Origin of the sequence: Pseudochrobactrum albidum (genome assembly GCF_051851455.1) — a bacterium.
In the GTDB taxonomy this organism is placed as follows: Bacteria; Pseudomonadota; Alphaproteobacteria; order Rhizobiales; family Rhizobiaceae; genus Pseudochrobactrum.
The window spans coordinates 65107-88180 of the sequence record NZ_JBPVTR010000022.1 but is presented as its reverse complement, the minus strand read 5'-3'; the positions used below and the strand labels follow the sequence as shown (position 1 = coordinate 88180).

The window sequence follows — 23074 nt, the reverse complement described above, 5'->3', positions numbered from 1 at the left end:
TTCCCTAGGCCTTGGAACGGCGGCGCAGGCGCATAAAACCATAAAGACCAGCCACCATAGCCACCACGCCTGCGGTTACAATATTTTCATCCACCGGCTCTGCACCACGGCGCAAAACCAGATCGGCACGGCGCAATGACAAGCCATCCTCAACCGCGCGGACACTGAATTCATAAATACCGGTTTTCACCACCGGCCAATCCGCACTCTGGCGAATGATGCCGCCATTTTGCGGCTGATCGCGCAATTCACTGCCGCTTTTAGGGCTATAAGCCAGCCGTTTTGCCAATACCGGCACGCCATCACGGCTCACAGCCAGATTAAGCACAGTGGCTTGCTGTTTGCCGGTTGTGCCCTGAACCGGCGCAACATCCACAAAAATCCGCACAAGCGCATCACCGGCTTCAAGCGGCACATGCGCTGTTTGATAGCCCTTATCACGCTGATAAAGTGCCCATGTGCCAAGTTGCTGCCCGCTGAAATTGCGTTGCGCCCAGGGCCAAATCACACCAACAGCCAGACCGGCAACAAATAACAGGATACATAAAATACGCATCAGCCTTTTTTCTCCCAGCGACGATCGGCATTTTGCTGCCAATAGGTAAGCTGATGTCCGGCAGCTTTCAGCACCTTCCACTGCTCGCGTGCGGTGGCAAGTTGTCCGGCATTATGCCCGTCAAACATTATCACAAGGCGCGCATAGTTTTCTGCCTCTGAAACTGGCGCCCCCTCCACCAGAAACCGCACGGTTGCGCCATTGGGATTGCTGTCATTGACAGTGATCAGCGCCGGCTGATGCTCGGCATAGGGCTGCACATCGGTGCCATGTGCCAGAAAAGACGTGTTGTTCCATGTCCATAATAACCGATCCAGCTCATCGCGCCGCTCTTCCGATGCGGCTTGAATCACCACACGCCAGCCGCGCTCAAGCGAGCGTTCAACCAGCCCCGGCAAAGCCTCATCAAGCACCGATTCCGTCAGATGATAAAACAGGATTTCCGCCATCTGTATTTCAGGAAAATGCTCCCGAACCTCTTTTTTGCACAATTTGCCCTAAAACTTAAACCAGAAACAAAACGGCCTGCCGATAAGACAAGCCGCCACACAATAAGACAGAAAGGCCACAGTTCAAGCAGGGATCGAATTATGCGTTGCCCTTGCACAGATAATGCTGCGCACACCAAGGCAAAGCAGCAGAAAATAACTTAAACTTTCAAACACTTCTTCCAGAAACTCATTATAGGCAAAGCCGTCCATTCTTTCAAACACCTCGCCCAGCAGCAAAAGCATTGCCGCCAGATAAAAAGGCCAGGCCTTGCCGCTCAGAATAAAATGCATAACCGGACGCACATAGTTTTTATGCCGGAAAATATAAAATGCCGCCACAGCAATCACCACAAATGCTTCATGCCAGCGAAAGGCACGGGACTTTATATAACCGGTCAAAAGGCCATCGGGCTCAACCTCTAATTCGCGGAAGAAGAAAATGAGCATTAACACACACATGCCAATGGCAAACATGCGCTCCGGCCCTTCATCACGCAAGCCCGCAACAAAAAAAGCCAGTGCAGCCAGCCCGAGATAAACCAGCTGCAAATTCTCCAGCAGCCCTTCCTCACCCATCTCGGCTGCGAGGTTGTTGAGATCTGTCACGCAATAAAAAACAATGGCATTAATCAATAGCAGCACAAAGGACAGCCTGATAAAGCTGCGGGAGGTATAAGACTGAAACACTGATTTTTCCGGCTGGCGCAATATTTGTGCCCTTTAAAGGCAGGCACAGGAGATTTTTTAACGGGATATAATTCTGTAACATAAAATTATTTAAGAGTCACAACCATTATCCCGGCACATATCAAATTATATTGATAACATATAAAAAGCCGGTGCAGGCACCGGCTTTTCAACATATATCAAAACCACTCTTAGCAATAAGGATCAGTCTTCGTAGTGATCACGCACCAAGCGATCCAGCAAGCGCACACCAAAGCCGGAGCCCCAGGATTCATTATAATCACCGGCCGGTGAATCCATTGCGGTGCCGGCAATATCCAGATGCGCCCAAGGTGTATCCCCTACGAAACGCTTGAGAAATTGCGCTGCGGTGATGGAACCGGCGGGGCGGCCGGATGAATTGCGCATATCGGCAAATTTGGAATCAATAATCTTGTCATATTCCTTGGTGAGCGGCATGCGCCACAGTTTTTCACCGCTTTTTTGCCCTGCCTCAAACAAGCGCCCTGCCAATTCATCGTCATTGGAGAACAAGCCGGCATGTTCCGTACCAAGTGCCACAACAATGGCGCCGGTCAGCGTTGCCAGATTGATCATAAAGCGCGGCTTGTGGGTTTTGGCGGTATAATAAAGGGCATCTGCCAGCACAAGGCGGCCTTCAGCATCGGTATTGATCACTTCAATTGTCTGACCGGACATGGAGGTGACAATATCGCCAGGGCGCTGTGCATTGCCATCAGGCATATTTTCAACAAGGCCGATAACGCCAACAACATTCACTTTAGCCTTGCGGCCTGCCAGAGCCCGCATCAGGCCGGTTACGGCAGCCGCGCCGCCCATATCGCCTTTCATATCCTCCATACCAAGGCCGGGCTTGAGGGAAATGCCGCCGGTATCAAAAACCACACCCTTGCCGACAAAAGCAACAGGCTTGTCTTTCGCCTTGCCGCCATTCCACTCCATCACCACCATACGCGGCGGGCGCACAGAGCCTTGCGCAACACCAAGAAGCGCACCCATGCCGAGTTTCTTCAGATCTTTTTCATTAAGAACTGTGATTTTGACGCCAAGCTTTTCCAGTTTTTCCGCTTCAGCGGCAAATTCAACAGGGCCCAGAATATTGGCCGGCTCATTCACCAGATTACGGGCAAGCTGCACGCCTTCGCCAACTTCTTGCAATGCTTCAAAGGCTTTTTCTGCCGCCGATACATCGGCCACATAAATGGCCAGCCTGACATCTCCGGCCTCAGCCTTGTCGTCATTCTTTTTGGTTTTGTATTTATCAAAACGATAAGCACGCAATTGTGCGCCAAGGGCAAATTCAGCTGCGGCATCTGCCGCAATATCCAGCCCCTCGACCGCCAGAATCGCATTGGCCTCACTGCTCTTGCCGATTTTGGCAAATGCCGTACCGCCAATTTTCAGCCAGTCATCATTTTTCAGTTTGGCAGGATCGCCAATACCAACGAGAATCAAACGCTCTGCGCCGCTATCACCGCTCAAATAAGTTTCAAGTGTTGCGCCAAGCTTGCCTTTGAAACCCGCCTTGCCAATAAGGCCGGCAATATAGCCCTCACCGCCGATATGACTTGCCTGAGCAGCAACCGAACCATCTTTGGCAACCGGAACGATCACGACATTTTTCAGCTTTTCTGAAAAATTCGCGAATTTGATGACTGGATTTTTCGACATAATAACTCCAATAGATAAAAACAGAGTCGCAACACTGCATCATTGTGTGGCGCTAACCGACACAAACCACAAGATGAAAAACACTGATTTTGACGAATAAGTGTTTTGTTAACCGTATTTATTGGGCTATTTTTAGCCAGAACAACGCTATAAACATATTAAATCCGGGCAAATATTTGCTAATCATCATGAGCCGGTTATAAATGCTATATTAGCGGTATCGGATTGATTAATTTATGACAGGTTCTGTACGAGGCTTCAGGGTGTAAATTCAGCGTATGAAACTGATCGAGCGATACATCCTGCGCCGCGTGGGAATTATGTTTTTAGGGGTGTTTTGTGCCGCTATCGGCATTACCTGGACGGTTCAGGTATTGCAGCGCATTAATTTTCTCACCTCCAGCGGGCAGTCCCTCAGTGCTGCCATCCAGTTTTTTTCACTGTTTATCCCTTCGGTCATTCCGCTGGTTATGCCCTTTGCGCTGGTGATTGCCATCACACAGACGCTCTCCACCATGAATCAGGATTCAGAACTGGTGGTGATCAATGCCTCCGGCAGCCCGCGCACGGCAATTATCCGCCCGATATTATTGTTTGCAGCCGCACTCTCGGTCACATCTTTTCTGGTGGCTAATTTTGTGGATCCTTATGCCCGCCACAATATGCGCTCCATGCTGGCAGAGGCCAGTGCGGATCTTCTCAATGTGGTGATACAGGAAGGCAGTTTCCGTAAATTATCCGATAATCTCTATGTGCAGATTGCCGAGCGTAATGCGGATGGCAGCATTGGCGGCATGTTTATTGCCGATTCCAGAGATGCCAATACGGATCTGGTTTATTATGCGCTCAATGGCGCCATTGCCAATAATAACGGCAGGGATGTGCTGTTGATGAATAATGGTGAAATCCAGCGCCGCGATGTCAAGACCGGCAGCGTTTCCATTATTAAATTCGATCAATATGCTTTTGACTTAAGCCAGTTTACCGATTCAGGCGGCGATATGGTTCTTTATGCCAAAGACCGGCATCTGTCCTATCTGCTCAATCCGGATAAAAATGACCCGATCTATCAGACCAAACCGCAACAATATCGCGCAGAGCTGCACAAACGCCTGACAAGCTGGCTTTATCCTTTTGTTTTTGCCATGATTGCGATTGTTTTGGCCGGTGATGCCCGCTCACATCGCGAGGCGCGGGTTTCGGCGTCATTTTCGGCCATTTCCCTGTCGCTGCTGGTATATTGGGCGGGTTATTTTGTCTCTGACCGTGCAGAGAAAGAAGCCGCTTTTGTGCCGGTTATGTATCTTATTCCGCTTGGCGTGATTGCCGTTTGCGTCTATGCCCTGTTCAGCGGCAAGTCACTCAGTCTGCCCGCCTCATGGAATGATAAATTGCAGGATATGACAGAACAGGTTTTGCAACGCTTCAGCGGCATTTATCAACGTCTGACAGGCAAAAGAAGCTCTTCAGGAGGCGGCTCATGATCGGCTGGACTCTTGGGCGCTATTTTTTCATGCGTTATGTAAAAACCACGCTATATTTTCTGGCGGGGATTTTTGCCTTATCATTGCTGCTTGATTTTACTGAAAATGCCAGCCGGCTTGCCAATCTGCCGGATTATACCGCATGGGCGGCACTTGGCCTTTCTGCCATGCGTATTCCTTTCATCATGCAGCAGGTCATTCCGTTTGTGGCGCTTTTCGCTGCCATGGCCACGCTGATTTCGCTCAACCGGCGCTATGAGTTGGTGGTTGCCCGCTCTGTCGGGGTTTCTGCCTGGCAATTTTTGCTGCCGGCCTGCCTTGGCGCATTTTTATTCGGGCTGATTACTATTTTTGCAATCAATCCGCTGGCGGCCTACGGCTTTGCCAAATCGGAAGAGATCACAACCCTGTGGCGCAACGGCAATGTTAATGAAATCAGTACAATACGTGACCCGTGGCTGCGGCAGAAATCAAATGATCATGAAACAATTATCGGCGCCAAGGGCATTCTTGGTCAGGGCTCCCATCTCACTGATGTCAGCTTTTTTGTTTTCAATCCGGACAAAACAATCAAGGAACGCTTTGATGCGCGCGATGCGGTGCTGGAAGATGGCTACTGGAACCTCACCGATGTAACCCTTATCCGGGAAGGACAGGAGCCGCAAAAACTTCTGGCCAAACAAATTCCGACTCAGTTGAAACCGGAATATGTTGAAGAAAAGCTTTCCTCACCGGAAACGGTTCCTTTTATTCAATTGCCGCGCAAAATAGAAATTGCCCGTTCTTTCGGGTTCTCCGCCAATGCTTTTGAGATGCAGTTTCAGTCTTTGCTGGCTTTGCCCGCTCTTTTGATGGCCATGACCCTGATTGCGGCAACAGTATCATTAAAATTTGTGCGTTCCGGGCAGTCCGGAACGATGATTCTGGGTGGCATCATTGCCGGCTTCGTGCTTTATGTCGTAACAGTACTTGCCAAAGCTTTTGGTACGGCGGGATTCGTGCCGCCTTTTGTGGCGGCATGGGTACCGGTATTGATTGCAACATTTTTTGGAATCTCCTTTTTGCTTCATAAGGAGGATGGTTAGTGGGATTGAGTAGCTCCCGCACGGTTGTGTCCGAGTATATCACGCGTCTTGCACGCGGGACTGCTCTTGCGTGCATTTTTTCCACTTCTGTTATATTGTCCCTGCCCTCTGCCGCCCATAGTCAGACGGCCGCTCCTTCTGATGATTTTGGCAGCCAGTATCAGACCAATCCTGATGCCAAAATGCTGTTGCAGGCGGACAATCTTATTGTTGACCGTGACAGCAACACCGTTACCGCCGCCGGTAATGTGCAGATAGAATATGACGGCAACCGCCTTGTTGCCCGTCAGGTTGTCTATAACCAGTCCACCAAGCGCATGATTGCCAAGGGCAATGTTGAAATTGTTGAGCGGGACGGCAACCGGATTTATTCCGATGAAATTGATGTGACGGACGATTTCCGCGATGGTTTTGTTAATGGCCTGCGCGTGGAAACCACGGATGACACACGTTTTGCCGCAGAAAGCGCCGAGCGCAGCAATGGCGAAATCACCACTTTCAACAATGGTGTTTATACAGCCTGTCATGCCTGTGCCAGCAATCCTGACAAGCCTGTTCTATGGCAGGTAAAAGCAAAGAAAATTATCTGGAACGGCGCCAAAAAGACAGTGCGCTTTGAAGGCGGGCGCTTTGAAATGTTCGGCAAATCACTGTTTGCCCTGCCGGCCTTTGAAATTGCCGATCCGACCATCAAGCGCAAAAGCGGCTTTTTGTTCCCCTCTTTCCTCTATAAGGATGAGCTTGGCGGAGGCGTGAGAGGCGGCTATTTCTGGAATCTGGCGCCTAATTACGACATCACCACTTACGGCACTGTTATGAGCAAACAGGGTTTCCTGAGTGAAACCGAATGGCGGCACCGTCTTGAAAACGGCAGCTATAATATCCGCGCGGCCGGTATTTATCAGCTGCGCCCCGGCGCTTTCAGCTCCACAACAGTTGATGCCCAGAAACATAGCCGCGCCATGATCGCCACCAAAGGTGATTTCAAAATCAATCCGCGCTGGAGTTTTGGCTGGGATATTATTGCCCAGACAGACAAGAATTTCAGCCGCACCTATGCGATCAGCGATTATAGCGGTGAAACGCTGACATCCAATATTTATTTGCGCGGTCTGTCCGGACGCAATCACCTGAATATTAATTTTTACAAGTTCAATGTTCAGGAAGATGTGCTGAAAGGCAGCGCAAATGCGGTGGACAGCAAACAACCATGGGTTCTGCCAAGTGTGGATTATCTCTATACTGTGCCAGAGCCGGTTTATGGCGGTGAACTGACGCTGACCACCAATCTGCAAGGGATTTACCGCGAGACTTCGGACAGTTTTCTGCTGAATAATAACGGCACCATGCGCCAGTTTCTGCGGGGTATCAAAGGTACCAGCGGCCGTCTGACCAGCGAAGCGGAATGGAAGCGCACTTTTATTACTGAACAGGGGCTGGTTATCACACCATTGCTCGCCTTGCGCGGTGATGCAATCGGCATCAGCACCAGTAATACCTATCAGGATCCGTTTGGCACCGCCAATGAGATCCGCTCACAGGCTTTCCGCGGCATGGCAACGGCCGGTCTGGAATTGCGCTGGCCGATTCTGTTTTCATCAACCAGTATGACCCAAATTCTGGAGCCGACAGCCCAGATTTTTGTGCGCAATAATGAGCCTTATGCCGGTCGTCTGCCTAATGAAGATGCGCAGAGCTTTGTCTTTGATGCCACCAACCTGTTCACCCGTGATAAATTTTCCGGTTATGACCGTGTTGAAGGCGGCACCCGCGCCAATTTTGGCCTGCGTTATTCCGGTAATATGAATAATGGCTGGTCGATTCATGGTCTTGCCGGCCAGTCCTTCCATCTTGGCGGCCTGAATTCGTTTGACGCTGCCGATTTTGTTGGTGCCGGCGCTGATTCCGGCCTTGAGGGCAGACGCTCCGATTATGTTGCCATGCTTGGCCTTTCCAATGATTCCGGCCTTGCCTTTGCCGCACGCGGCCGTTTTGACAAGGATAATCTTGATGTCAAACGCGGCGAGGTTGAAGCAAGCCATATAGGCCAGACTGTGCAGGCATCATTGAAATATGCCTATATTACCAAGCAGCCCAATTATGGCTATGAGAAAAACCGTCAGGAAATCAGCCTGAGTGCCTCAACACGATTTAAGGAAAACTGGCGTGTTTTTGGCTCCGGCACATATGATATTGTTTCTGAAACTCTGGTGCGTGCCCAGTCCGGCCTTGCTTATGATGATGAATGTTTCACATATTCAATGGCTTATACACAAACCCGCAGCCCCGGTCAGGATAAAATATCCCATTCAGTCGGCTTTAATATTTCCTTCCGCACCTTGGGGGATATTGGCAGCAATATAAGTGCGGGGCGCTCTTTCTGATACAGATTTAAAATCCGGCTTTTTATAAGCCGGATTTTTTTAAAACTTCATCCTTATCGCGTTACAGGCAGGAAAATGCGCAGATAAAGGGCTGACAGATTGAGAGGCCGGAGCATCTGTTATGATGCTTTTTAATGGAAGCATGCCGCAAATTTTTCGCATAATCAGCCTGAAAATATCATAATTTTGTGTGACATCCGGCTATTGTGACAATATCGGCCTAATCCTATCAGCTTGACGATATCGGGCCGGTAAACCGCTTGCAAAGCAGCAAGGCTCATCAGAATAAATAATACATAGCCGCAAAGATGACACATAAATCTGCTCATTTGTGCCAATTTAAGATATTACAGGAATAAAATCGCCGGTTTAACCATATTCTGCTACAGATGAGACATTGTTTCATGCAAGATGCTCATTTATACAAGAATGGAAATCCTCGCGGAATATGATAGATACAAAGTCAATTTGTTTTATTATTCATCCGGATATACGGAGATTTACGCGTCCTGAAACGCGCAACGGGAAACAGGTATGAATTTTACCACCATGAGCATAAAATTCAGCAAGCATGTCTTTGCAGCATTATTAACCGGCACAATTGCCATGACTGCCCTTGGCAGCGGCGCCTATACCGGCTCTGCCCATGCTGCCGAGATCAAGGTGATCGTCAACAATAATGCAATCACCAATGTTGATATTGCCCATCGTGTGGCATTTCTTAAATTGCAGCGCCGCGGCGGCAATCTCAACAAGATTGCCAGGGATGAGCTGGTTGAAGAAATGCTCAAGCGTGTGGAGATGAAAACACGCGGCATTGTGGTGTCTGATCAGGAGATTGACAATGCCTATGCCGGTTTTGCCGCGCGCAACAAGATGAGCGTTGCACAACTTAACCAATTGATGAATCAAGCCGGCATCACGCCTAAACATTTCAAGACATTTATCATGGTGCAGATGGGCTGGAGCCGTGCCATAGGCGCGCGCTTCCGTTCAGAAGGGCTGATAAGTGAGCAGGATGCCGTGCAGCGCATGCTGAAAGACGGCGGCAAAAAGCCATCCACCAATGAATATACCCTGCAACAAGTGATTTTTGTTGTGCCGGCCGCTAATCGCTCTGCCGCCACCATGGCCAAACGCCGTGCGGAAGCCAATGCCTTGCGCAACCGTTTTTCAAGCTGTCAGAACACCCGCAGCCTGACCAAAGGCATATTGGATGTGACTGTGCGTGATCTTGGTAAGCATCTGGAGCTTCAATTGCCGCCGGAATGGTCAAAACAGGTTAAAGCCACACCTGTGGGCCGCCCGACTGCGGTGCAGGATACGGATAAAGGGGTTGAATTTCTTGCTGTCTGCGCCAAGCGCACAGTTTCTGATGACCGCGTAGCCCAGCTGACCTTCTCGATGGAGGGCACCGGCAGCAGCTCTGATCAGGAAAAAAAGGCTGAAGAAATCAGCAAGAAATATCTTAAGGAACTGCGTGAAAAGGCCAAGATCATTAATCGCTGACGCATTCACAAACCGGTGCAAGGCCTGTTTTGTAAATGCGTAACAAAAGAGAGCGCTTCAGTCTTGCTGTAAAACACTGAAGTGCTCTTAAAACAGTGTATATGACGGCCTCATGTTGATTTATATTTTGCAAAAGACCGCTTTTGCTTCCCTGACTTTTTGATATTTTTATCTGCCTAACTGCCAAACGGAGCCCTCTATGGTTTTTCCTCAGCATGGTGAAGCTTGTCCGGCTCCGATTGCGCTCAGTATCGGCGATCCTTCCGGTATCGGCCCCGATATCGCTCTGTCGGCATGGATAATGCGCGAAAAGCACAGTTTACCGCCGTTTTTTATCCTTGGCGATCCGTCTCTGCTTATCGCAAGAGCGCGGCAGCTTGGCCTTGATATTCCTCTTTCTGTTTGCCAGCCTGCGCAAGTGCTGCAGCGTTTCTCCCGTTATATGCCGGTTGTACCGCTTAAAAACCGTCTGAGCGACAAGCCCGGTGTACCGCAGGCCGCCAATGCCGCCGGTATTGTTGAGGCCATTGAACGGGCGGTGCAATATGTGCTGGCCGGACAGGCCTGTGCCCTCACCACCTGCCCTATTTCAAAAAAGCCGCTCTATGAAGCCGGCTTTAATTTTCCCGGGCATACGGAATTTCTCGCTCATCTCGCATCGCGCCATCTGGGGCGCATTGTGCAACCGGTCATGATGCTGGCCGGACCACAATTGCGTGCCGTGCCGGTTACTATTCATATACCGCTGCATCAGGTGCCGCAGGCTCTGACAACAGAGATGATTATTGAAACCGTGCGCATTACAGAACATGATTTGCGCAACCGTTTTGGTATAGGCAATCCGCGCATTGCGGTCTCCGGCCTTAACCCCCATGCCGGTGAAGGCGGCGCACTCGGCCATGAGGATGATGCTGTTATCCGCCCTGCCGTGGAACTTTTGCAAGCAGAAGGCATGAATATTCGCGGCCCGTTACCTGCTGATACCATGTTTCACAGGCAGGCACTGACAACTTATGATGCCGCTATTTGCATGTATCACGATCAGGCTTTGATACCGGCCAAAGCTCTGGCTTTTGATGAAACAGTGAATGTTACCCTTGGCCTGCCATTTATCCGCACCTCGCCTGATCATGGCACAGCTTTTGATATTGCCGGACGCGGCATTGCCCGTGCAGACAGCCTGATTGCCGCTCTCAAACTGGCTGCAATGCTGGCTGGCCGGCACCGGAGCAATTTCAACAATTGAGCCCGACCTGAAATTCTGATCTTATTTCTTACCGCGCATTTTTCTAAGAGCTGACCATAACTGGCCAAATGCGCTTTGGACAAAATAACAATGCAAATTGATAATCTGCCGCCACTGCGTGATGTGATCGAACGTCACGAACTCAATGCCAAAAAATCCCTTGGCCAGAATTTTCTGCTGGATCTTAACCTGACCGCCAAAATTGCCCGTCAGGCTGGTGCATTGCAGGATCAGCCGGTTATTGAAGTGGGGCCTGGCCCCGGCGGGTTAACCCGCGCCATTCTTGCGCAAGGCGGCATTGTGACTGCAATTGAACGTGATGAACGCTGCCTGCCTGCATTGGAGGAGATTGCCGCAGAATATCCGGGGCGGCTGCAGATTATTTCCGGCGATGCATTGCAGCAGGATTTTGCCGCACTTTTTCCTGATCCTGCAAAAAAGCCAAAGATTATCGCTAATCTGCCCTATAATGTTGGCACGCAATTGCTGATCGGCTGGCTGCTGAGCGAACCGTGGCCACCTTTTTATGATTCCATGACGCTGATGTTTCAAAAAGAAGTGGCAGAACGTATTGTTGCCAAAGCCGGCGATGACAGCTATGGCCGCCTTGGTGTGCTTGCCGGATGGCGCACAAACGCAAAAATTGCTTTTGATTTACCGCCGCAGGCTTTTACCCCGCCCCCAAAAGTTACCTCTGCCGTGGTGCATATTGTGCCACGCGCAAAACCATTGCCCTGCCAGCCGCAAATGCTGGAAAGGGTAACACAGGCAGCCTTTGGCCAGCGCCGCAAAATGCTGCGCCAAAGCCTGAAGCCCCTTGGCGGCGAAGCCTTGCTTAACAAGGCCGGTATTGACCCGACACGCCGTGCAGAAACTTTAAGTGTTGAAGAGTTTGTTCATCTGGCCAATCAGCTGTAACGGCATAAAAAAACCGCCTCAGGGCGGTTTTTTTGCAACAAGGTCAAACCTGTTTTTCTTCCAGAAGGCCATTAACAAATTCAAACAGGCCGGGGCGGCGATCACGGCGCAGACGCTCTGCCATCACAATTGATTTTACCGCCGCATAGGATTTGTTCAAATCCTCATTAATGACGATATAATCATATTTGCTCCATTTCTGAATTTCAAAACGGGCATTGTTCAGGCGTGTCTCTATCACCTCCGGCGCATCTTCAGCGCGGCGGTTGAGGCGCATCTGCAATTCTTTCATGGTTGGCGGCAGAATGAAAATTGAAACCACATCAGCCGGCATTTTGGCCTGCAGCTGCTCAGCGCCCTGCCAATCAATATCAAACAGCATATCGCGGCCATCGGCCAGAGCATTTTCCGCCGTCTCACGCAATGTGCCGTAATAATTGCCATGCACTTGCGCCCATTCAATCAGCGCATCACTATCACGCAGGCGCTCAAATTCACGCACGGATTTGAAATGATAATGCACCCCTTCAATCTCGCTTGCACGACGCTGACGGGTCGTTACACTCACGGAAAGAGACAGATCCATTTCCCGGTCTTCCAGCAATAACCGTGCTATGGTGGATTTACCCGCGCCGGAGGGAGAAGAAATAACCAGCATAAGGCCGCGACGCGCAACAGTGTTTTCCACGAAGGAAATGGCCATAATCTCTTTTGCTCCAAATTTTAAAACTGCCGGATCGTACATAACCCGCCAATATGCGGTTTCGTTCCCGCAATGATCATCATTATATAGTGCAGCCAGACGGAATCGCTATGGACGATGACAGAATAGCCGATTGATAACACCGGATTTTTCTGATGTCTTCGCCATTCCGGCACCAAACCGGACAGAACATGGTCTTAGTTATTAAAACATTACCTGAAACGCAATTCTCTACTTTGCGGTTTTGTCAAATTTGACAAGCTTTGCACCTGCCGGAAACTATTCCAGATTTTGCACCTGTTCACGAAACTGATCGACAACAGATTTCAGCTCAAGACCGATGGCAGTGATTGAAGCCGCATTGGATTTTGAGCATAGCGTGTTGGTTTCGCGGTTAAATTCCTGCGAAAGAAAATCAAGCTTGCGCCCGATCACGCCACCCTCTGCCAGCAATTTGCGCGCAGCTGCCACATGCATATCCAGCCTGTCGAGCTCTTCCTGAATATCGGCTCTGGTTGCCAGAAAAGCCGCCTCCATATGCAGACGCTGCTCATCCAGCACAACACCAGAAGAGCCATTGCCATTGACCGCTTCCAGCAGCAGCGCCACCTGCCCTGCCAGACGCTGCCGGATTGCCTCTGCCGAGCGCGAGGCATCATTACGCGCCTGTTGTGCGAGCTCCGCAATTTTGTCCACATGCGTGCCAAGCAAATTGGCGAGATGCTTGCCTTCCTGCCGGCGCATTGCCTGCAAATTGCCAAGCACCTCTTCAAACGAGGCAAGCAACACGGTTTTCAACGCGTTTCCGGCCTCATCATCCGGCAAAGCTTGCGGCTGCTCCAGAATACCGCGCAGATTCAGCAATCCGTCAAGACTTGGAGGACGAAGGCCATATTGCGTCTCAAGCTGTTTGGCAGTTTGCAACACCTGATGCAGCAATGCCTCATTGATAATAAAATCTGCACGATTTTCCGTTTCATCAATGGTAAGGCTGACCTGAAAAGAACCGCGTGAAAATACACGGCCAAGGCTGGCGCGCAATTGCTGTTCCAGATCATCAAAGCCATGGGGAATGCGAAACCTTATATCCAGCCCCTTGCCGTTGACACTACGAATTTCCCAGTTGATACGCGCGGCCGCACCGCTTGCGCCTGCCTGCGGCGTATAATTAACTATGTGACGGGCAAAGCCGGTCATACTTTGTACTGTCATCAATAAGTTCCGTATCAATCTGCGTATTTTGATAAAAACTGCCCAATATGGCCGGGCGGTTTTTTGGTAAGCATTTTTTAAGTCAAAACAGCATCGCTGCAACCACTATCAGGGAGCTGGATCAAGGAGCAGGCGATGGGCCAGCCCCTGTTTCTGCCGGCTTGTCCTTGCGCTGGCGTTCAGTTTCACGCCATTTACGCACATTTTCATTATGCTCTTTCAGCGTTGCTGAGAAAACATGCCCGCCTGTGCCGTCTGCAACAAAATAGATATCCTTCGTATCCAGCGGATTAGCCACGGCCTCCAGCGCATCACGCCCCGGATTGGCGATTGGTGTTGGCGGCAAACCCTTGATAATATAGGTATTATAAGGCGTATCTTTCTCAATATCCGATTTATAGATCGGCCGGTCAGAAGGTTTGCCGCGCCCGCCGAAAATACCATAAATAATTGTAGGGTCAGATTGCAGGCGCATACCCTGTTTAAGGCGATTTACAAAAACAGAAGCCACATGCGGACGTTCGGAAGCAATGCCGGTTTCCTTTTCCACAATCGAAGCCAATGTTACAAATTCATTTTTGTCTTTGACCGGCAGGCCATCCCGGCGTTTTGCCCAGATTTCATCCACCAGTTTGGCCTGTGCATTTTTAAGACGTGCCACCACTTCTTCACGCGGCGTGCCGCGGGTAAAGCTCAGCGTGTCGGCAATCAAGCTGCCTTCCGGCGGCAATTCTGAAGGCAAATCACCCGAAAGCAGATCATTATTGGCAATACGGTCAAAAACCTGCTGCACTGTCAGCCCTTCAGGAATGGTAACCGAATGCATGATGGACTTACCCTCAACAAAAATATTGAGAATATCGCGCATGGATGCTTGGGCGGGAATAGCATATTCCCCGGCTTTCATGCTCTTTTCCAGCCCGTAGGCACGCGCGCCATAACGAAAAATCCGCGCATCGGTGATAAGATTTGCACGCTCAAGCTGTTCCGATATTTCCGGAATACCGCTGCCACGCCGGACAAAAAATGTTGTCTCCTGCTGCAAGGGGCCTGCACCGGTAAATTGCACCTTGCCGAAATATAACAAGGCGCCGAGACCGATAACAATAAAAACCAGCAGCGACATCATAAAATTGGCAAAAACCACAATCTGGCTGCGTGCATGGCGGGAGCGTTTGCGCTTTTTGGGCGGTGGCGGGGTGCCGGGCTCAGGGCGCAAGGCCTCACTTGCCGATTTCAGCACCAGCGGGCCTTTGGCAGGTTGCTGCGGCGATTGCTCTGTATGTGCAGCCTCTGCCGCCGGCATTTGTTGCGGCTCCGCTTCAGAAGCTGCATTTTGTGTCGCGGATCCGGCACCATGCTGCACCGCCTTTTGATCTGCCTGATCATGCGCTGCTTCATCCGCTGCGGCACCATGCATCGGGCTGGCCGGCGCAGCGGCAATTTGCGGCGCAACAGGGGCAACCGTAACAGCCTCATCAGAGGTAACAGGCTTATGCGCAGATTTCTTTTCTGATGACGGATCCGATGTCACACTCTCACTCCGGTTCAACTCGCTCTTCCGGCAGCTAGCGCCGGCTCTTTAGACTGCCAGATGCCGCACAAAACCGCTGCTGTTTTAATCATTCCCGTTTTAGAGTAACAAACAGGCCATAGCGCGGTTTTTGGCAGCATATAATATCTGCAATAACTGGGCACAATAATTGCGGCAAAAACACGGGCGCCGCAACCCGTGAACAAGGCTTTCGACAGAAAGAATCCAACTTCCCCGCCTGTTCCTTATTATCACAGACATGGTTGCGGCAATATCCTATAAAAAGAGCCGCTTATATAAAAGCGGCCATTCAAGATTATTTCAGTTTTTCATAAAAACGATGAAACGCCCTATTATACATTGCCCCGCGCATCAAACCTATAAATGCCGATAAAAATCAAAGCCGGAACAGTATAATCACTGTTCCGGCTTTGTGCATTTTCAAGCCTGATAACGGCGCAGTACCAGTGATGCATTGGTGCCGCCAAAGCCGAAAGAATTCGACACGGCAACATCAATCTGACGGGCGCGCGGCTTGTGCGGCACCAGATCAATTTTGGTTTCCACCGAAGGATTGTCAAGATTGAGTGTGGCAGGCGCAATATTATCGCGAATTGCCAGAGTTGAGAAAATTGCTTCCGCAGCGCCGGCCGCACCAAGCAAATGGCCGATTGAAGATTTGGTCGATGACATTGACACCTTGCCGGCAGCCGCACCGACAACGCGTTCAACTGCTGCCAGTTCAAGTGTATCTGCCATTGTGGAAGTGCCATGCGCATTGATGTAATCAATGGCATCCGGCGCAATTTTTGCATTTTTCAGCGCCGCTTCCATGCAGCGTTGTGCGCCTTCGCCATTCTCACTTGGCGCGGTAATGTGATAGGCATCACCCGACATGCCATAGCCGATTACTTCCGCATAAATTTTAGCACCACGTGCCAGCGCATGTTCCAGCTCTTCCAGAACAACAATGCCGGCACCTTCCCCCATCACAAAACCGTCGCGATCCTCATCATAAGGGCGCGAAGCCGCTGCAGGGTCATCATTGCGCTTGGTGGAGAGCGCCTTGCAGGCGGCAAAACCGGCCAGTGAAATGCGGCTGATCGGTGATTCCGTGCCGCCGGCCACCATCACATCGGCATCACCCAGGCCAACCATACGCGCGGCATCGCCAATCGCATGGGTGCCGGTTGCGCAGGCTGTAACCACGGAATGGTTGGGGCCGCGCAGCTTGTGCTTGATTGATACATGACCGCCAGCCAGATTGATCAGGCGCCCGGGGATAAAGAATGGCGAAATGCGGCGCGGCCCCTTATCACGCAGCGTGTAACCGGCCTCCACAATCCCCTCGATACCGCCAATGCCGGAGCCAATAAGCACACCGGTGCGAATCTGATCCTCATCACTTTCCGGATGCCAGTTGGCATCATCCAATGCCTGATCAGCAGCAGCCACCGCATAGACGATAAAAGGATCAACCTTGCGCTGTTCCTTCTGCTCCATATAAATATCGGGATTGAATGTACCATCCGCGCCATCGCCGACAGGAATACGGCAGGCAATCTGGCAGGCAAGGTCGTCAACTTCGAACTCAGTTACACGGCGTGCCGCGCTCTGGCCGGCGAGCAGACGCTTCCATGTTTCTTCAACACCATTTGCCAAGGGTGATACCAGACCAAGGCCGGTAATGACGACTCTTCTCATATGTATCCTTCCCCGCGCCTTATCATTCAATTTCTTTCAGCAACAAGACGCAGATTAATCAACCGCATATCTCAACCGGAATCGATCAAGGGTTCCAATAACGCGGAATTATTAGATGGTTACAGCGTATTTGTGGAGTATTTAATTATTACCGCACACAATACTCTGTTTGACCGGCTCAGATTTCATCAAAACAGCTTCATATCAGCAAGCATATCCCTGCAAAAGCTGCATATGATAAGGGCCGGAAGATATGATCTTCCGGCCCGATATCTGACTGCTGTTTAAACCTGACACAGCTTCAAACGGAAAACCGGCAAGCACTTTTCCTGAAACTGCATCAAGGATTTATCAAGCAGATGCCTTGTCGATGAACTTAACAGCATCGCCGACCGTCAGGATGGTTTCAGCTGCATCATCCGGAATTTCCACGCCGAATTCTTCTTCGAAAGCCATTACCAGCTCAACGGTGTCCAGGCTGTCTGCACCCAGATCATCAATGAAGCTTGCACCCTCGGTTACTTTATCGGCATCTACGCCCAGATGTTCAACAACGATTTTCTTGACGCGTTCTGCGGTGTCGCTCATGTCGGACCTCGACCTGTTAATACCATAGCCTTGGTAGCGGCATGGCTGATTGTAATCAAGTGTTAAGATAGCCTGCCTTTGTAACAATTATTACAAGACGAAGCATCCTGTGGATATTTCTACTGCATAATGCCTGAAACCGGAATGCGTTACAGGCAAATTATACAATATATTTTCATCGCTGCGATTTAACTGCTGCGCAGCACAAGCGCAATCCCATTTTATCGCAGCCACGTTACGCGACACAAAAAATGTGCAGCGCAACAACATTCGGGGCATTATCACGGTTCGGCTGTTTGGCAAAGTCTATTTTGCCGGACTGGTGCTGCAAATCTGCATCAAAGCCTGAAAAATAATAGCAAAAAGAACATTTTTGCTGTTTATCAGGCGCGTCTGCTCCCCTTTTTCGCAACCACCAGCCCACTAAAACACACCACGGATTCTATCAGGCCGGCTGATTTGTTAAATTCCGGGCTTACCGGCTCTCAGGCCGATCAAATCCCCGTTTATCAAATCCCGATTTATCAAATCCCGATTTATCAAATCATTGCCATGCCGCCATTCACATGCAGGGTCTGGCCTGTCACATAGGCGGCCTCATCGCTTGCCAGATAAACCACCGCTGCGGCAATTTCCGCGCCCTTACCCATACGTTTCATCGGAATGGCCGACATGATGGTGTCTTTCTGCTTGTCATTGAGCTTATCGGTCATTGCCGACTCAATAAAGCCCGGCGCCACGCAGTTTACCGTTACATTGCGCGAGGCAATTTCCTGTGCCAACGATTTGGAGAAGCCGATAAGACCGGCCTTTGCAGCGCAATAATTGGCCTGCCCCGGATTGCCGGTAACGCCCACAATCGAGGTGATATTGATAATGCGGCCAAAGCGGCGGCGCATCATCGGATGTGTCAATTCCCGGGTGAGGCCAAACACGGAGGTCAGGTTAATTTCCAGAACCGCATCCCAGTCTTCATCACTCATGCGCACAAACAGGCCATCGCGGGTGATGCCGGCATTATTGACAAGAATATCGACGCCTTCGAGCTGTTTTTCCACGGCCTGACCAAGTGCCTTCACTTCCTCACGGCTGGACAGATTGGCAGGAAAGATGTGAACGCGTTCACCGAGTTCTCCGGCCAGAGCCTCCAGCTTTTCAACACGGGTGCCATGCAGGGCAACAATTGCCCCCTGCGCATGCAGTGCACGCGCCACTTCTTCACCAATTCCGCCGGTGGCACCGGTTACAAGAGCCTTACGGCCAGACAGATCAAACATAAAATCCCCTTGAATCTGCTATGCGGATAATTTTCAATATTGCCCGCTTTTATACCATCATTTTCAGCACATCAAAATCAGCTGCTTTAACCAAGCAATGCCTGAAGGGCTGCATCAATCTCTTCAGCTGTGCCAACAGTCACCCCGCTCACATCTTTAGAGATGCGGCGTGCAAGGCCAGTCAACACCTTGCCGGAGCCAATTTCATAAAGTGTTGTCACACCATGGCCGGCAAACCATTCCACGGTTTCACGCCAGCGCACCTGACCTGTCACCTGCTCAACCAGAAGATCCGCCACTTCAGCAGGATCCTGAACCGGAGCCACGCGCACATTGGCAATAACCGGCACAACCGGCGCCTGTTTATGCACTGTTGCCAGTGCTTCACGCATAGCATTGGCGGCCGGTGCCATCAGCGCAGAATGGAACGGCGCTGAAACAGGCAGCATGATAGCACGCTTTGCGCCCCGCTCCGAAGCCAGTCTGGCTGCCAGTTCAACGGCAGGTTTTGCGCCGGAAATCACCAGCTGCCCGCCGCCGTTATCATTGGCAATCTGGCAGGGGCCTTCAGCGCAAGCCTGCTCGCAAACGGCAAAAACATCCGCATGTTCAAGGCCGATAATTGCAGCCATTGCCCCCTCGCCCACCGGCACCGCTGCCTGCATGGCATTGCCGCGAATGCGCAAAAGCCTTGCCGTATCGGCAATGGTGAATGTGCCCGCGGCACAAAGCGCCGAATATTCCCCGAGTGAATGACCGGCCACATAGGCAACTTTATCCTGCAGCTTCAGCCCTTGTGATTCCAGCACACGCATGACAGCCATGGAAACCGCCATCAATGCCGGCTGGGCATTGGCGGTAAGCGTCAATTGGTCTTCCGGCCCTTCAAACATCAGGGTTGAGAGCTTTTGACCGAGCGCATCATCAACTTCTTCAAATACCGCGCGGGCTTGCGGATATGTTTCGGCCAGCGCCTTGCCCATGCCAACAGCCTGACTGCCCTGCCCCGGAAATGTAAATGCTACAGTCATGAAAGCCTCTTTCTGAATGTTCGTCATATCCTTGATGCCCGTCTCTATATAAGAATGATCAGGCAGTTACGATAAAAATTATCTATAATTGTGCAAAGCTGTGCCTTTCAGCGCGTTTCAAGTCAAGTATGCGCTAAAAAAAGCATCATTTATGCTCTGAAAAACATTTTATTCATGTGATTTTCGTCTGCAATAGCCGTGTAAGCTCCTGCCTTGCCCTGTGCGGCAGGTTTGGCATTTTTCTTTTGGCGGTTGCAAAACAGGAAAAAACCCACTAAGAGGCGCAGTGTCATTGTCCGGTATCAGCCGGGGGCTGAACGGAGGCCGGATATTTTTCCGGAGAAATATAACTATTTCTGCCTCCCGTGTCTCCGCTCTCGATCGTCTCGACCAGCGTCCTTTCTTCTCCGTATTCAACGGATATAGACAAGTCGCAGAGGCTTAGCCGCTGATACGGAGAATGGATTTTGGAAGAAAGGCAAAGACAATGGCTCTTTATGAACATGTGATCCTTGCCCGACAGGATATTTCGCAGCAGCAGGTTGACGCTCTGGTAGAACAGTACAAGGGCGTTCTTGAAGCAAATGGCGGTAAAGTCGGGAAAATTGAAAGCTGGGGGCTGCGTCCTCTGACTTATCGTATCAAAAAGAACCGCAAGGCTTATTACACTCTGCTCAACATTGATGCTCCTGCGCAGGCAGTTGCTGAAATGGAACGTCAGATGCGTATTAACGAAGACATCCTTCGTTTCCTCACCATCCGCGTTGAAGAACACGAAGAAGGCCAGTCAGCCATGCTGAGCCGCCGCGATGATCGTCGTGACCGTGAAGACCGTTTCGGCCGTGATGAGGAACGTCCGCGTCGTCCACGCCGCAACCGCGATAATGATGCAGCCGGTGAAGGAGAAGAATAATGGTTGATATCAATCAGATCCCGACCCGCCGTCCGTTCCATCGCCGCCGCAAGACCTGCCCGTTCACAGGTCCTAACGCGCCAAAGATTGATTATAAGGATATCAAGCTTCTGCAGCGTTATATTTCTGAACGCGGCAAGATTGTTCCTTCCCGCATCACCGCGGTAAGCCAGAAGAAACAGCGTGAACTCGCCAAGGCGATCAAGCGTGCACGTTTCCTCGGCCTGCTGCCATATGTGGTAAAATAAAATTCTGATTCGGGGTGTATGCATATACACCCCGTCTTTCAGCTTTTCATTTCATATTTTCCGCACCGGAGCGGTTAAACCGGAAACACGTGATTAAAAGACAATATGGCCGCAAGGCCAGGTTGGGAAGTGATCGTTTTTTTTAACGGCTTTCTCTAACTGCATCAGGGTTTTTAAAAAACACTCTGGCAGGACAGCAGGATCAAGATGAATTACAATAGCAAATATATCGGCAGCGGAATATTGGCGGGGCTTGCAGCCGCGCTGCTCGCATCCGGCGTGCTGGTTCAATCCGGCCTTGCTATGGTTCTCTATGTGCTCACGCCGCTTCCCATTTTTATTGCCGCGCTTGGCTGGGGCACTGTTGCCAGCCTTGTTGCCGCCGTAACGGCCAGCATTGCCGTTGCTGTTTTTGCAGCGCCGATGGTGGCGGTGCTGATTGCACTTACCAGTTTTATTCCCGCGGCAACCGGCGCCTATCTTGCCGGCCTTGCACGCCCCGCGCAGGAGCTTGGCGGCCCGCAGGATGCGCTGGTTTGGTATCCGCTGCCTGATCTTCTGTTTCGCCTTGCCCTGCTCATTGCTGCAAGCTTTGTGGCTGTTGGTGCGCTGATCGGCTATGGCGAAGATATGATACGTGAGATCACCGCTGCCCTTATCGCCAGCCTGCAGGCTTCAGACCCGGCATTCACAGCAAGTGATGAATTGCGCAATATGTTGCAGCATTTTCTGCTGACGGGTCTGCCAGCCGTACAGGCCGCCACCAGCCTGATATTCCTGACCGGCAATTTTTATCTCGCCTTGCGCATCACGGAACGCTCCGGTATTTTGCGCCGCCCGCGGGATAACTGGCCTGCAACATTGCGGATGCCGCGCCCTGCGCTTGCGGTTTTTGCACTGGCTTTTGCAGGCTCCATGTTTCTTTCCGGCTATGCGGGCATGATTGCCACCACCTTTGCCGGTGCGCTGGCTGCCGGTTTCATCATGGCCGGCCTTGCCATTATTCACTGGCGCACTCGCGGTGCCGCATGGCGTCCGCTTGCCCTGTGGCTTGCCTATTTTCTGCTTATTCTTTTCGCATTTTCTGCGGTGGTTTTTCTGGTTTTCGGCCTGCTTGATACATCACGCGGCGCGCCGCTTTCCCAAAAACCGCCGCAGAACACATAAACCCGACCCGTTCAGAATTTAAACACATCAAGGAACAGTCCCATGAAAGTTATCCTGCTTGAACGCATTGCCCGCCTTGGCCAGATGGGTGATACTGTAAATGTTAAAGATGGTTTTGCCCGCAACTTCCTGTTGCCACAGGGCAAGGCATTGCGCGCCAATGAAGCCAATATGGCTCGTTTTGAAGCCCAGCGCGCGCAGCTTGAAGCACGTGATCTGGAACGCAAGACCGAAGCACAGGCCATTGCTGACAAGCTGGACGGCAAGAGCTTTATCGTTGTTCGCTCTGCCGGCGAAACCGGCCAGCTCTACGGTTCGGTCTCCACGCGTGACATTGCTGAAGTGGTAACAGCTGAAGGCTTCTCCGTGCATCGCAATCAGGTTGACCTCAACCATGCGATCAAGACAATCGGCATTCATCCGATTTCCATTGTTCTGCATCCTGAAGTTACCGTTGCCATCAGCATCAATATTGCCCGTACGGCCGAAGAAGCTGTGCGTCAGGAACAGGGCGAAGATCTTTCCTCCGCTGCTGCAATCTATGGTATTGAAGAACAGCCATTGTCGGAAGAAATTGACGACGAAGATTTCGCAGAAGAAGAAAACGCCTGATCGGCTTTTTCAGGCAGATATTTCTGCTCTTCT

The 23074-nt window shown here is 50.9% G+C and carries 21 protein-coding genes; 10 read left to right on the top strand and 11 right to left on the bottom strand.

Features of this window, described 5'->3' with window-relative positions:
• Positions 1 to 4 precede the first annotated feature (4 nt).
• From ACSTTO_RS07700 to ACSTTO_RS07685, 4 genes are all read right to left on the bottom strand, one after another.
• Positions 5 to 556 (bottom strand): type IV secretion system effector BspB, encoded by a 552-nt coding sequence (locus ACSTTO_RS07700; protein ID WP_439272575.1) that lies wholly within the window; start codon positions 554 to 556, stop codon positions 5 to 7.
• A complete protein-coding gene (locus ACSTTO_RS07695; RefSeq protein ID WP_439272574.1) occupies positions 556 to 1005 on the bottom strand; it encodes a DNA polymerase III subunit chi in 450 nt (149 codons plus the stop codon). The genes ACSTTO_RS07700 and ACSTTO_RS07695 overlap by 1 nt, the downstream gene beginning before the upstream one ends.
• A 123-nt stretch (positions 1006 to 1128) precedes the next feature.
• Positions 1129 to 1734, bottom strand: coding sequence for a hypothetical protein (locus ACSTTO_RS07690; protein ID WP_439272573.1), 606 nt, complete (start codon positions 1732 to 1734; stop codon positions 1129 to 1131).
• A gap of 204 nt (positions 1735 to 1938) precedes the next feature.
• Positions 1939 to 3426: a leucyl aminopeptidase gene (locus ACSTTO_RS07685; protein ID WP_439272572.1), complete on the bottom strand. Its 1488-nt coding sequence runs from the start codon at positions 3424 to 3426 to the stop codon at positions 1939 to 1941.
• Positions 3427 to 3704: 278 nt separating this feature from the next.
• Between ACSTTO_RS07685 and lptF the strand changes: the two genes are divergently transcribed.
• From lptF to rsmA, 6 genes are all read left to right on the top strand, one after another.
• Positions 3705 to 4910 (top strand): LPS export ABC transporter permease LptF, encoded by a 1206-nt coding sequence (gene lptF / locus ACSTTO_RS07680; RefSeq protein WP_439272571.1) that lies wholly within the window; start codon positions 3705 to 3707, stop codon positions 4908 to 4910.
• Complete coding sequence (gene lptG / locus ACSTTO_RS07675; RefSeq protein WP_439272570.1) at positions 4907 to 5995, top strand: LPS export ABC transporter permease LptG; 1089 nt, start codon at positions 4907 to 4909, stop codon at positions 5993 to 5995. The genes lptF and lptG overlap by 4 nt, the downstream gene beginning before the upstream one ends.
• Positions 5995 to 8379, top strand: a complete 2385-nt coding sequence (locus ACSTTO_RS07670; protein WP_439272569.1) for an LPS-assembly protein LptD — start codon at positions 5995 to 5997, stop codon at positions 8377 to 8379. The genes lptG and ACSTTO_RS07670 overlap by 1 nt, the downstream gene beginning before the upstream one ends.
• Positions 8380 to 8928: 549 nt before the next feature.
• Entirely contained in the window at positions 8929 to 9888 is a 960-nt protein-coding gene (locus ACSTTO_RS07665; protein WP_439272840.1) for a SurA N-terminal domain-containing protein, read from the top strand.
• Between the two features lie 199 nt (positions 9889 to 10087).
• On the top strand, positions 10088 to 11134 hold the full coding sequence (gene pdxA / locus ACSTTO_RS07660; RefSeq protein ID WP_439272568.1) for a 4-hydroxythreonine-4-phosphate dehydrogenase PdxA: 1047 nt from the start codon (positions 10088 to 10090) through the stop codon (positions 11132 to 11134).
• 90 nt (positions 11135 to 11224) lie between these two features.
• The gene (gene rsmA / locus ACSTTO_RS07655) at positions 11225 to 12052 is read left to right on the top strand and encodes a 16S rRNA (adenine(1518)-N(6)/adenine(1519)-N(6))-dimethyltransferase RsmA (RefSeq protein ID WP_439272567.1); all 828 of its coding nucleotides are present in this window, start codon (positions 11225 to 11227) and stop codon (positions 12050 to 12052) included.
• 43 nt (positions 12053 to 12095) lie between these two features.
• Here the strand turns inward: rsmA and gmk are convergent, their stop codons facing one another.
• From gmk to fabD, 7 genes are all read right to left on the bottom strand, one after another.
• Positions 12096 to 12755: a guanylate kinase gene (gmk, locus tag ACSTTO_RS07650; protein ID WP_439272566.1), complete on the bottom strand. Its 660-nt coding sequence runs from the start codon at positions 12753 to 12755 to the stop codon at positions 12096 to 12098.
• Between the two features lie 279 nt (positions 12756 to 13034).
• The gene (locus ACSTTO_RS07645) at positions 13035 to 13967 is read right to left on the bottom strand and encodes a YicC/YloC family endoribonuclease (protein ID WP_439272565.1); all 933 of its coding nucleotides are present in this window, start codon (positions 13965 to 13967) and stop codon (positions 13035 to 13037) included.
• A 121-nt stretch (positions 13968 to 14088) separates the two neighbouring features.
• Entirely contained in the window at positions 14089 to 15273 is a 1185-nt protein-coding gene (gene mltG, locus ACSTTO_RS07640) for an endolytic transglycosylase MltG (RefSeq protein ID WP_439272839.1), read from the bottom strand.
• Positions 15274 to 15942: 669 nt separating this feature from the next.
• Positions 15943 to 17205: a beta-ketoacyl-ACP synthase II gene (gene fabF / locus ACSTTO_RS07635; protein WP_439272564.1), complete on the bottom strand. Its 1263-nt coding sequence runs from the start codon at positions 17203 to 17205 to the stop codon at positions 15943 to 15945.
• A 351-nt stretch (positions 17206 to 17556) separates the two neighbouring features.
• The gene (locus ACSTTO_RS07630; RefSeq protein WP_002963616.1) at positions 17557 to 17793 is read right to left on the bottom strand and encodes an acyl carrier protein; all 237 of its coding nucleotides are present in this window, start codon (positions 17791 to 17793) and stop codon (positions 17557 to 17559) included.
• Positions 17794 to 18332: 539 nt separating this feature from the next.
• A complete protein-coding gene (gene fabG, locus ACSTTO_RS07625; RefSeq protein WP_439272563.1) occupies positions 18333 to 19070 on the bottom strand; it encodes a 3-oxoacyl-[acyl-carrier-protein] reductase in 738 nt (245 codons plus the stop codon).
• A gap of 86 nt (positions 19071 to 19156) precedes the next feature.
• On the bottom strand, positions 19157 to 20101 hold the full coding sequence (gene fabD, locus ACSTTO_RS07620) for an ACP S-malonyltransferase (RefSeq protein ID WP_439272562.1): 945 nt from the start codon (positions 20099 to 20101) through the stop codon (positions 19157 to 19159).
• A 487-nt stretch (positions 20102 to 20588) separates the two neighbouring features.
• Between fabD and rpsF the strand changes: the two genes are divergently transcribed.
• From rpsF to rplI, 4 genes are all read left to right on the top strand, one after another.
• The gene (rpsF, locus tag ACSTTO_RS07615; protein ID WP_439272561.1) at positions 20589 to 21014 is read left to right on the top strand and encodes a 30S ribosomal protein S6; all 426 of its coding nucleotides are present in this window, start codon (positions 20589 to 20591) and stop codon (positions 21012 to 21014) included.
• Positions 21014 to 21262, top strand: a complete 249-nt coding sequence (rpsR, locus tag ACSTTO_RS07610) for a 30S ribosomal protein S18 (protein ID WP_022712184.1) — start codon at positions 21014 to 21016, stop codon at positions 21260 to 21262. The genes rpsF and rpsR overlap by 1 nt, the downstream gene beginning before the upstream one ends.
• A 207-nt stretch (positions 21263 to 21469) precedes the next feature.
• The gene (locus ACSTTO_RS07605; protein ID WP_439272560.1) at positions 21470 to 22429 is read left to right on the top strand and encodes a DUF2232 domain-containing protein; all 960 of its coding nucleotides are present in this window, start codon (positions 21470 to 21472) and stop codon (positions 22427 to 22429) included.
• Between the two features lie 42 nt (positions 22430 to 22471).
• Positions 22472 to 23041, top strand: coding sequence for a 50S ribosomal protein L9 (gene rplI / locus ACSTTO_RS07600; protein WP_439272559.1), 570 nt, complete (start codon positions 22472 to 22474; stop codon positions 23039 to 23041).
• Positions 23042 to 23074 lie beyond the last annotated feature (33 nt).